The 7821-nt window shown below is 70.4% G+C and carries 10 protein-coding genes and 1 rRNA gene; 4 read left to right on the forward strand and 7 right to left on the reverse strand.

Going from position 1 to position 7821, the window contains the following annotated elements; translation table 11 throughout:
- Nucleotides 1-88, forward strand: an 88-nt coding sequence (locus tag AC1DWC_RS26385; RefSeq protein ID WP_477912798.1) for an MspA family porin, incomplete at its 5' end; no start/stop codon positions are given.
- A 61-nt stretch (nucleotides 89-149) separates the two neighbouring features.
- Here AC1DWC_RS26385 and AC1DWC_RS26390 read toward each other — a convergent pair.
- From AC1DWC_RS26390 to AC1DWC_RS26400, 3 genes are all read right to left on the reverse strand, one after another.
- Entirely contained in the window at nucleotides 150-1055 is a 906-nt protein-coding gene (locus AC1DWC_RS26390) for a co-chaperone YbbN (RefSeq protein WP_477912824.1), read from the reverse strand.
- A gap of 96 nt (nucleotides 1056-1151) precedes the next feature.
- The gene (locus AC1DWC_RS26395; protein WP_477912812.1) at nucleotides 1152-1517 is read right to left on the reverse strand and encodes a DUF3817 domain-containing protein; all 366 of its coding nucleotides are present in this window, start codon (nucleotides 1515-1517) and stop codon (nucleotides 1152-1154) included.
- Between the two features lie 109 nt (nucleotides 1518-1626).
- Nucleotides 1627-2820 carry an acetyl-CoA C-acetyltransferase gene (locus tag AC1DWC_RS26400; RefSeq protein ID WP_477912814.1) on the reverse strand — a complete coding sequence of 398 codons (1194 nt, stop codon included), beginning with the start codon at nucleotides 2818-2820 and terminating at the stop codon, nucleotides 1627-1629.
- An 89-nt stretch (nucleotides 2821-2909) separates the two neighbouring features.
- Between AC1DWC_RS26400 and mce the strand changes: the two genes are divergently transcribed.
- On the forward strand, nucleotides 2910-3389 hold the full coding sequence (gene mce, locus AC1DWC_RS26405) for a methylmalonyl-CoA epimerase (RefSeq protein ID WP_072844847.1): 480 nt from the start codon (nucleotides 2910-2912) through the stop codon (nucleotides 3387-3389).
- A gap of 129 nt (nucleotides 3390-3518) precedes the next feature.
- Nucleotides 3519-4532: a hypothetical protein gene (locus tag AC1DWC_RS26410; protein ID WP_477912816.1), complete on the forward strand. Its 1014-nt coding sequence runs from the start codon at nucleotides 3519-3521 to the stop codon at nucleotides 4530-4532.
- Here AC1DWC_RS26410 and AC1DWC_RS26415 read toward each other — a convergent pair.
- Together AC1DWC_RS26415 and nucS are read right to left on the reverse strand one after the other, a co-directional pair.
- Entirely contained in the window at nucleotides 4513-4815 is a 303-nt protein-coding gene (locus AC1DWC_RS26415) for an ATP/GTP-binding protein (RefSeq protein WP_072844846.1), read from the reverse strand. The genes AC1DWC_RS26410 and AC1DWC_RS26415 overlap by 20 nt on opposite strands.
- Nucleotides 4816-4835: 20 nt before the next feature.
- On the reverse strand, nucleotides 4836-5510 hold the full coding sequence (gene nucS, locus AC1DWC_RS26420; RefSeq protein WP_477912818.1) for an endonuclease NucS: 675 nt from the start codon (nucleotides 5508-5510) through the stop codon (nucleotides 4836-4838).
- A 70-nt stretch (nucleotides 5511-5580) separates the two neighbouring features.
- Between nucS and AC1DWC_RS26425 the strand changes: the two genes are divergently transcribed.
- Nucleotides 5581-7125: an adenylate/guanylate cyclase domain-containing protein gene (locus AC1DWC_RS26425; RefSeq protein ID WP_477912820.1), complete on the forward strand. Its 1545-nt coding sequence runs from the start codon at nucleotides 5581-5583 to the stop codon at nucleotides 7123-7125.
- Here the strand turns inward: AC1DWC_RS26425 and AC1DWC_RS26430 are convergent.
- Nucleotides 7122-7637, reverse strand: coding sequence for an FKBP-type peptidyl-prolyl cis-trans isomerase (locus tag AC1DWC_RS26430; protein WP_477912822.1), 516 nt, complete (start codon nucleotides 7635-7637; stop codon nucleotides 7122-7124). The genes AC1DWC_RS26425 and AC1DWC_RS26430 overlap by 4 nt on opposite strands.
- A 113-nt stretch (nucleotides 7638-7750) precedes the next feature.
- Nucleotides 7751-7821: ribosomal RNA gene (gene rrf / locus AC1DWC_RS26435) — 5S ribosomal RNA — on the reverse strand; the annotation flags it as partial.

Here is a 7821-nt window from a genome sequence, read left to right on the forward strand (position 1 = left end):
GGCCCGCTCCTTCGCGACCGTCACGGTGAACACCGACACCGTCACCAGCACCACCACCCTGTGGGGCCAGCCCTTCAGCATCGGCTGAGACAGCCACACCCGTTCCGGCCCCGCCTCGTTCACCGAGGCGGGGCCGGACGCGTTCAGGCTCAGTACAGCGCGGAGGCCAGCTTGCGGCGCGCGGCGACCACCATCGGGTCGGCCGGGTCGAAGAGCTCGAACAGCTCGAGCAGCCGGGTCCGGGCCGCGGTCCGGTCGTCGCCCGCGGTGCGCCGGATGGTCTCGATGAGCCGGCCGAACGCCTCCTCGGCCTGCTGGGTGTAGAGCAGCGCGTCGGCGGCGTCGAGCTGCGCCTGCACGTCGGTCGGGGCGGCGTCCGCCTTGGCGACCGCGTCGGGCGCCACGTCCTGCACCCGGGCCAGGAAGCGCACCTGGCGGATGGCGCCGAGCGCGGCCGTGTTGCCCGGCTCCGCGTCCAGGATCGCCTGGTAGCCCGCCTCGGCGCCGACCAGGTCACCCTCGGCGAGCGCGTCCTCGGCGGCGACGAACCGCGGGTCCTCGGCCTCGGGCTCCTCCTCTTCCCCACCCGACGCCGGCGGACCGGCGAGCTTGCCTGCCGTGGCGAGCAGCACCTGCTCGAGCCAGCCACTGACCTGGTCCTCGGGCTGGACACCCTCGAAGTCGGCGAGCGGCTGCCCCGCGGCCACGGCCACCACGGTCGGGATGGCCTGCACACCGAACGCCTGCGCGATCCGCGGGTTCGTGTCGACGTCCACCCGGGCCAGGACCCAGTCACCCGCGCCCCGGCGGGCCAGGGACTCGAGCACCCCGGAGAACTGGACGCTCGACGGGCTCCGCTCGGACCACATCGAGACGAGCACCACCACCTGGGACGACCGCTCGAGCACCTCCGGCTCGAAGGTGGCCTCGGTGACGTCGACGACCGGCGCGAGCCCGGTCGGGCCCGCCTCGCCGACGGGGCCCGTCGGTTGCTGCGACGGCGGCGGGGACTGCGCGCGGTCCTTGAGGGCGGACAGGTCCACGGCCCCGGACATGGCGGCGGCCGCGGCGGCCGAGGGACGTGCGGGCGGGCGAGAGCCAGGTCGAGTCACACCCAACAGTCTGGCACGCCCACCCCGGTGTCAGCGCGCCTAACCCCTCCCACCCGGACCCCGGTACGCCCGGAAACCCCCGGACCCCCAGATACGCGCAGTGCCCCCGCGCACGGCCCAGCGCTCGAACACGATCGTCCCGAACGGCGGCACGCTCGACACCAACGCCCAGAAGGTGGTCATCAGGTCCCACTTCAGCGACCGCGCGGTCACCAGCGCGATCAACACGAACGGAACGAAGGCGGCGATGCCGTGCACCATTCCGGGGATCCGGACGGCCTCTTCGTACCCGAGCACCCACTTGAAGAACATCGCAACCAGCAGGGCGGCCCAGGTGACGGCCTCCCACTGGGCAACCAGGCGGAACCGCTTCGCGGGCGTGGACACGTCGAGGATCTTCGGCATGCCCACCATTGTGCCTGAGCAAATCGGACAACAAGGCGCCGTCGTGTGTGATCTACGACGCCTTGTAGTCGGATTCGGTTGGTGCAGTTGTGGCCGCTGACCGGGCGAGTTACTGCTGGGGAACGCGGATGATCAGTGCGTCGCCCTGACCGCCGCCGCCGCACAGTGCGGCCGCGCCGACACCGCCGCCGCGACGCTGCAGCTCGAGCGCCAGGTGCAGGGCGATCCGCGCACCCGACATGCCGAGCGGGTGCCCGACCGCGATCGCGCCGCCGTTCACGTTGACCTTGTCCGCGTCCAGGCCCAGCTCCCGGGTCGACGCGATGCCGACCGCCGCGAACGCCTCGTTGATCTCGACGAGGTCGAGGTCGGTGGGCGCAATGCCCTCCTTCGCGCACGCCTTCGCGATCGCGCGGGCAGGCTGCGACTGCAGGGTGGAGTCCGGTCCGGCGACGACGCCGTGGGCGCCGATCTCGGCGATCCAGCTCAGACCCAGCTCCTCAGCCTTGGCCTTGCTCATCACGACCACCGCGGCGGCACCGTCGGAGATCGGCGAGGCCGAACCGGCGGTGATGGTGCCGTCCTTGCTGAAGGCCGGACGCAGCTTGCTCAGGGACTCGGCGGTGGTGTCGGCGCGGATGCCCTCGTCCTCGGCGAAGACGATCGGGTCGCCCTTGCGCTGCGGGATCTGCACCGGCACGACCTCGTTGTCGAACAGGCCGTTCTTCCAGGCGCGGGCGGCGTTCTGGTGCGACGCCGCGGCGAACGCGTCCTGCTCCTCACGGGTGATGTGGCTGGCTTCCTGCTGGTTGACCTGCTCGGTCAGCAGCCCCATCGCCTGGTCGGTGAAGATGTCGTGCAGCCCGTCGTAGGCCATGTGGTCACGCAGGGTGACGTCGCCGTACTTGAAGCCCTCGCGGCTCTTCTCGAGCATGTGCGGCGCGCGGCTCATCGACTCCTGGCCGCCGGCGACCACGATGTCGAACTCGCCGGCGCGGATCAGCTGGTCGGCCAGCGCGATCGCGTCGACGCCGGACAGACACACCTTGTTGATGGACAGGGCCGGCACGTCCATGGGGATGCCGGCGGCCACGGCGGCCTGGCGGGCGGGCATCTGACCCGCACCCGCGGTGAGCACCTGGCCCATGATCACGTACTCGACCTTCTCGGGCGCGACGCCGGCCTTCTCGAGCGCGCCCTTGATGGCGATGCCACCGAGATCGGACCCGGAGAAGTCCTTGAGTGAACCCAGGAGCCGCCCCATCGGGGTACGGGCTCCGGCGACGATTACAGAACTGCTCACGGCTTCCTCCAAAGATCAGTGCGGGCGGGCACCGGTTAAAGCCACATCCCCACGAGAACTACCAAGACGGTAACGCTAACGTCAATGTCATGACACACTCTGCCCCCAGCTCGGCCACTTCCCCCCTGGCCTCCGACCTCGTAACGGCCATCGACCACGTCGGCATCGCAGTGCCCGACCTCGACGTTGCGATCGCCTGGTACGCGGAACACCTGGGCCTCGTCTCCACGCACGAGGAGACCAACGAGGAGCAGGGGGTCCGCGAGGCCATGCTGTCGGTGCCCGGCAGCCCGGCGGGCTCCACCGCGATCCAGCTGCTCGCGCCGCTCAACGAGAACTCCACGATCGCCAAGTTCATCGACCGCAGCGGCCCGGGCCTGCAGCAGCTCGCCTACCGCGTCACCGACCTCGACGCGATCTCCGAGCGCCTGCGCGCCGGCGGCGTCCGGCTGCTCTACGACGCACCGCGCCGCGGCACCGCGAACTCGCGGATCAACTTCCTGCACCCGAAGGACGCCGGCGGCGTGCTGGTCGAGCTCGTCGAGCCGGCCGCCGACGGCGGGCACTGAGCACCCCCTTTCAACCACACCTGACCGCCGTGCGGGGAGCCGAACGCCTCCCGCGCGGCGGTCTCGCGTATTTTCATCACGCCTGACAGGGCGACGACACCACAAGCGCAGCGACGGTAGGTTATGAGCATGGCCAACGAGCACGACCGCGGATCGATTCCGCTCCCCTTCACCGTCGCACGCAAGGGTTACGACCGCGACGAGGTTCGTCACTACTTCGATCGTTTCGACGCCGAGCTGCGGGTGACCGCAACCGACCGGGACGCCGCGGCCGCACAGGCCCGGGACCTGGCGATGCAGCTCGAGGACGCACGCGACGAGATCGACGACCTGCGCAAGGACGTCGACCGGCTGTCCGTGCCGCCGACCACCGCCGAGGGCATGAGTGAGCGCATCTCCCGGATGCTGCGCCTCGCCTCCGACGAGGCCTCCGAGGTGCGCGCCCATGCGCAGGCCGAGGCCGCCGAGATGGTGTCCATCGCCCAGCAGGACAGCACCGCGATGCGCGCCGAGCACGAGACCCGGCTGGCCGAGCTCGCCGACCTCCGCTCCGCGCTCGAGACCGAGCACACGCAGACCATGGCCGCCGCGCGCACCGAGGCCGCCCGGATCGTCGAGGCCGCCCAGAGCGAGCGGGCCCGCATGGAGGCGGAGTCCGAGACCAAGCGCAGCCAGATCCAGCAGGACTTCGAGATCACCATGAGCGAACGCCGCACCAAGGTGGTCAGCGCGGTCGAGGAGCTCGAGGCGACCAGCAAGGCCGAGGCGGCCCGCCGGATCACCGACGCCACCAACGAGGCCCGGCGCCGGCTGCAGACCGCCACCGAACAGGCCGAGAAGCGGATCGCCCACGCCAAGGAGCTCGCCGAGGAGCTGCGGGTCCTCCGGGGCCGGGTCCTCGCGCAGCTCTTGGGCATTCGCGGCCAGCTCGATTCGGTGCCGGCGATGCTGGCCTCGGTCAACCGGGAGGGCGAGCTGCTCGACGGCGTCAACGAGTCCGAGCGCAAGGACCGCCGGGACTCAGCGGCCGCCGAGGACGAGGCTCACGGCGAGTCCGATCAGAACGACGCCGGCCAGGACGAGCACGGGTCCGCGGACGAGTACCAGGACTCCGAGCGGGACGTCACGACCAACGCCGGGTGATCCCGCGGGACCCGCGCCCGTTCCAGCATCCTGAGTGCCAGTGCCGGCGGTCCTCGGCTCCGCCGATGGCGTCCGCCGGCCAGGCCACCAGGTGCGCGACGCCGGGCCGGATCTCGTGGTCACAGCCGGGGCACCGGTAGGTCTTGGTGGCGCGGGCGCCCGGGATCTGCCGGACCTGGTACTGCTCGCCGTCGTAGCCGGCCGGGCCGGACTCCACACGGGCCTGCGAGCCACCCAGCGGCGACGGCGGCTCGGCGCGACGGTGATGATTGCGGCGGGGCATGAATCCAGCCTAAATGTCGCTCAGAACAGCCTGAACTCGGTGCTCTCGATTCCGCGCAGCGCCTCGTAGTCGAGGGTCATGCAACGGATTCCGCGGTCCTCCGCCAGCGTCCGGGCCTGCGGCTTGATCTGCTGCGCGGCGAACACACCGGTGACCGGGGCCAACAGCGGGTCCCGGTTGAGCAGTTCGAGGTAGCGGGTCAGCTGCTCGACGCCGTCGATCTCACCGCGACGCTTGATCTCCACCGCCACCGACGCGCCGTCGGCATTGCGGCACATCAGGTCCACCGGGCCGATCGCCGTCATGAACTCGCGCCGCACCAGCGTGTAGCCGGGGCCGAGTGTCTCGACGTGCTCGGCGAGCAGCTCCTGCAGGTGCGCCTCGACGCCGTCCTTGATCAGACCCGGGTCGACGCCGAGCTCGTGCGAGGAGTCGTGTTCCACCTCGTCGATGGTGATCCGCAGTTCCTCGCCGGCCTTGTTGGTCACCACCCAGAGCTGCTTGCCGTCGCCGGCGTCGTCCTCGACCAGCCAACAGGGCGGGCTCATCCAGTTCAGCGGCTTGTAGGCACGGTCGTCCGCATGGATGCTCACCGAACCGTCGGACTTGACCAGCAGCAGCCGTCGGGCCTTCGGAAGGTGGGAGGTGAGACGGCCGACGTAGTCGACATGGCAGTTGGCAATCACGAGACGCACTCGGACCACACTAGAGCACGCCAGCGCCGGTCCCGACCACAGCTGGCCGGAGCCATTACGCTCGGCGATCATGGCAGTTCCCGGAGTTTCCACAGCCCCGCTGGGCTCACGCCTCCTCGGTTCCCCCACCGAGACGCCGCGGCGTCGGCGGCTGCGGGTACAGGTGCTGCTCACCGTCAGCCTGCTGGTGACCAACCTGGTCGGATTCGTCGTGGTCGGCGCGCTCATCGCGGTGGTCCCCGGACCGGAACTGCTGACTCGGGAGTTCCTCTTCGTCGACGCCGTCCTCGGCCCGGCCTATCTCGTCGTGGCCACCGTCGTCGGCCTGGTCTGGGGCACCCTGCGCGCCCTGCGTGGGCTGCGCTGGGCCGTCAAGGGCCGGGCGCCGAACCGCGAGGAGGCGGCCGCGGCGCTGTCGATGCCGTGGAAACTGACCCGTATCCAGATCGTGCTGTGGCTCGGCGGGCTGGTGGTGTTCACCACCGCCTACGCCATGGTCGATCCCGAGACCATCCCGAAGGTCTCGCTGACCATCGCGATGAGCGGCACCACCATCTGTGCCTTCGGATACCTGCTGGCCGAGTTCGCCCTGCGCCCCGCCGCCGCTCGGGCACTCGAGGCGGGCGATCCCCGCCGGGTCCGGATCGCGGGCGTCACCGGCCGCAACGTGCTGGCCTGGCTCCTCGGGACGGGGGTACCCGTCACCGGGCTGATCCTGGTCGCGCTGTTCTCGCTGCTGCACGAGGAGGCCAGCCCGGACCAGCTGGCGTGGTCGATCCTGGCCATCGGCGGCGCCGCGCTGGTGTTCGGACTGCTGCTCACCCTGCTAGGGGTGGCCGCGACCGTGGCGCCCATCCGGTCCGTCCGCGCCGCCATGACCGAGGTCGAGAAGGGCCACCTCGGTACCCGGATCCAGGTGTACGACGGCACCGAGCTCGGGGAACTGCAGAGTGGTTTCAACCGGATGGCGGAGGGCCTGTCCGAACGCGAACGAATCCGGGACCTCTTCGGCCTGCACGTCGGTCACGAGGTGGCCGAGGCCGCCATCGCGCGCAATCCCGAACTCGGCGGCGAGGAGCGCGAGGTCGCGGTGTTCTTCATCGACCTGGTGGGCTCGACGCAGCTCGCGGCGTCCCGTCCCCCGCAGCAGGTGGTCGACCTGCTCAACCGCTTCTTCGACGTGGTGGTCGACGAGGTGGACCGGCACGGCGGCTTCGTCAACAAGTTCGAGGGGGACGCGGCGCTGGCGATCTTCGGTGCGCCCGCGGACCTGGACGACCCGGCTGGGAGCGCGCTGGCCGCGGTCCGCCGGATCCAGCAACGGCTGCGCGTCGAGGTGCCCGACTGCGACGCGGCCGTCGGGGTCGCATCCGGCACCGCGGTGGCCGGAAACATCGGCGCCCGAAAGCGATTCGAGTACACCGTGATCGGCGACCCCGTGAACGAGGCGGCCCGCCTCTCCGAACTCGCGAAGACCGTTCCCGGAGCCGTGCTCGCCTCCGACCGCGCGGTGGCAGCGGCCGGCACCGTCGAGGCCGCACGGTGGACGCTGGGCGACACGGTGACCCTCCGCGGGCGCAGCGCGCAGACCCGCCTGGCGACGCCCCTGCCCTAGTTGACGCTCTTGATGTCGACCAGGAAGACCAGAGTCTGACCCGCGAGCTCCGAGCCGCTGCCGGCCGGACCGTAGGCGTCCTTCGGCGGGATCTCGGCGAGGACCTTCGAACCGACCTGCTGCCCGACGAGCGCCTGCGCGAACCCCGGGATGACCTGGCTCGGGGCGAACGTGGCCGGCGCACGACCGTAACTCTGGTCGAAGATCTCTCCGGTGTCCCAGCTCGTGCCCTGGTACTCGAGGGTCACCTGGTCGTTGGGTCCGACAGTGGCCCCGTCACCCTTTGCCACCACCGTGATCTTGGTTTCGGCCAGGTCCGGCTTGTCCGCGGGCAAGGTCAGCGTCGGCGGCTCGTCGCCGTTGAACTGCACGTTCAGGTCGCCGGCGCTCAGTGACGCATCCGAGGTGGACTCGTCGGACGCCGAATCCGACCCGCAGCCGGTCAGTGTCAGCGCGGTGACCGCGGCAAGCGCAAATGGGACAGAACGCAGCAGATTCTTTCGCGACAGCATTCGCACAGTCTGCCAGGGCGCCTCCGCGCGAAGATCGCCCGGCCCCGGAAACGCGAAATGCCCCGCACCACAACCCCTATAAGGAGTCGTGATGCGAGGCATTCGCAAAATATGTACGGCGGTGACCTACTCTCCCACACCCTGTCGAGTGCAGTACCATCGGCGCTGGAGGGCTTAGCTTCCG

This window comes from Rhodococcus sp. P4_C10, from assembly GCF_056402135.1.

What these genes read in the sequence shown, in the direction of transcription:
- AC1DWC_RS26390 (WP_477912824.1), bottom strand. Translation starts at nt 1,055, where the DNA reads ATGTCCGGGGCCGTGGACCTGTCCGCCCTCAAGGACCGCGCGCAGTCC.
- AC1DWC_RS26395 (WP_477912812.1), bottom strand. Translation starts at nt 1,517, where the DNA reads ATGCCGAAGATCCTCGACGTGTCCACGCCCGCGAAGCGGTTCCGCCTG.
- mce (WP_072844847.1), top strand. Translation starts at nt 2,910, where the DNA reads ATGACACACTCTGCCCCCAGCTCGGCCACTTCCCCCCTGGCCTCCGAC.
- AC1DWC_RS26410 (WP_477912816.1), top strand. Translation starts at nt 3,519, where the DNA reads ATGGCCAACGAGCACGACCGCGGATCGATTCCGCTCCCCTTCACCGTC.
- AC1DWC_RS26415 (WP_072844846.1), bottom strand. Translation starts at nt 4,815, where the DNA reads ATGCCCCGCCGCAATCATCACCGTCGCGCCGAGCCGCCGTCGCCGCTG.
- AC1DWC_RS26425 (WP_477912820.1), top strand. Translation starts at nt 5,581, where the DNA reads ATGGCAGTTCCCGGAGTTTCCACAGCCCCGCTGGGCTCACGCCTCCTC.
- AC1DWC_RS26430 (WP_477912822.1), bottom strand. Translation starts at nt 7,637, where the DNA reads ATGCTGTCGCGAAAGAATCTGCTGCGTTCTGTCCCATTTGCGCTTGCC.